Below are 1,022 nucleotides of genomic sequence, written 5' to 3'. Positions count from 1 at the left end.
ACAACACGACGAGAGAACGCCCACGGGACCGAGGAACGCAAGTTTCTTTATCCATGGCATCCCTGGGCCGGGCGTTGTGTTCACGTTCATGAGGTGATCGAGAAGGCTGACCGGGAGGTTTTCCGCTGCAGTCTCTCTGGCCACGCCTCCGATCGGTGGCTGGAGGTTCCGGCCTGGATGTTTGATCGCGCGGTCTGCACCGCGTGGCGCATTGCCGCTGCCCCACATGTCGATCCCAGAACGCTTGGCGTCTTGGTGACACTGCTGCAGGACGCGACGGCCAATTCCCACACCCCATCGCAATTGGAGGTTTCGGGCGCAGCATCGGATCCTCACGACGCGAATCGGGGAGAGGTCCATGCCGCGCCAGCCCACGACATATCAGTTCGATCTGTTCTCCAACCCGCACGATGCGGAGACCGCGCAGATGCCACCATGGCAGGCGCTGCCGGAAGAGACGCGCCTGACGCTGACAAAGCTGATGGTGCGCCTGATCCTCGACCACGTCGACGGCGAGCGCGCCGTTCCACGGGAGGAGGCACGCCATGATGCATGAGAAGATCCGGCCCCACCATCTGGAGCGAAAGGCGATCCTTTATGTGCGGCAGTCCTCGGCCCATCAGGTTCTGCACAATCGTGAGAGCAGCGCCCTGCAGTATGCGATGCGCGATCGCCTGGTCGCGCTCGGCTGGTCTTGCATCGAGACGGTCGATGACGATCTCGGCCGCTCTGCTGCTGGCGGTGTCGCGCGAGCGGGCTTCGATCGGATGGTCGCAGCAGTCTGTCTCGGCAAGGTTGGGGCGGTTGCGGCGCGGGAGGTATCGCGCTTCGCCCGCAACAGCCGCGACTGGCAGCAGCTCATCGAGATGTGCCGCGTCGTCGATACCGTGCTGATCGACCAGGAGACGGTCTACGCACCGCGCCAGGGCAATGACCGGCTGCTGCTGGGATTGAAGGGCAGTCTCAACGAGTATGAGCTCGATCTTCTGCGTCAGCGCTCCTTGTCGGCCCGCTATGAGAAG

Annotated in this window: 2 protein-coding genes; both read left to right on the top strand. The window is 63.4% G+C overall.

Features of this window, described 5'->3' with window-relative positions; genetic code table 11:
- The first annotated feature begins 358 nt into the window (after positions 1-358).
- Positions 359-556 carry a hypothetical protein gene (locus NKI41_RS33145; protein ID WP_023722661.1) on the top strand — a complete coding sequence of 66 codons (198 nt, stop codon included), beginning with the start codon at positions 359-361 and terminating at the stop codon, positions 554-556.
- Positions 546-1,022, top strand: a 477-nt coding sequence (locus NKI41_RS33140; RefSeq protein WP_352687276.1) for a recombinase family protein, incomplete at its 3' end; no start/stop codon positions are given. The genes NKI41_RS33145 and NKI41_RS33140, both read left to right, overlap by 11 nt.

The sequence above is a fragment of the Mesorhizobium sp. M0601 genome, assembly GCF_040320845.1.
Lineage (GTDB): Bacteria > Pseudomonadota > Alphaproteobacteria > Rhizobiales > Rhizobiaceae > Mesorhizobium.
Note: the sequence above shows the minus strand (reverse complement) of the source record. Positions and strands in the feature narration are given on the sequence as shown.

Coding starts and splice junctions, on each gene's coding strand:
- NKI41_RS33145 (WP_023722661.1), top strand. CDS start 359: ATGCCGCGCCAGCCCACGACATATCAGTTCGATCTGTTCTCCAACCCG.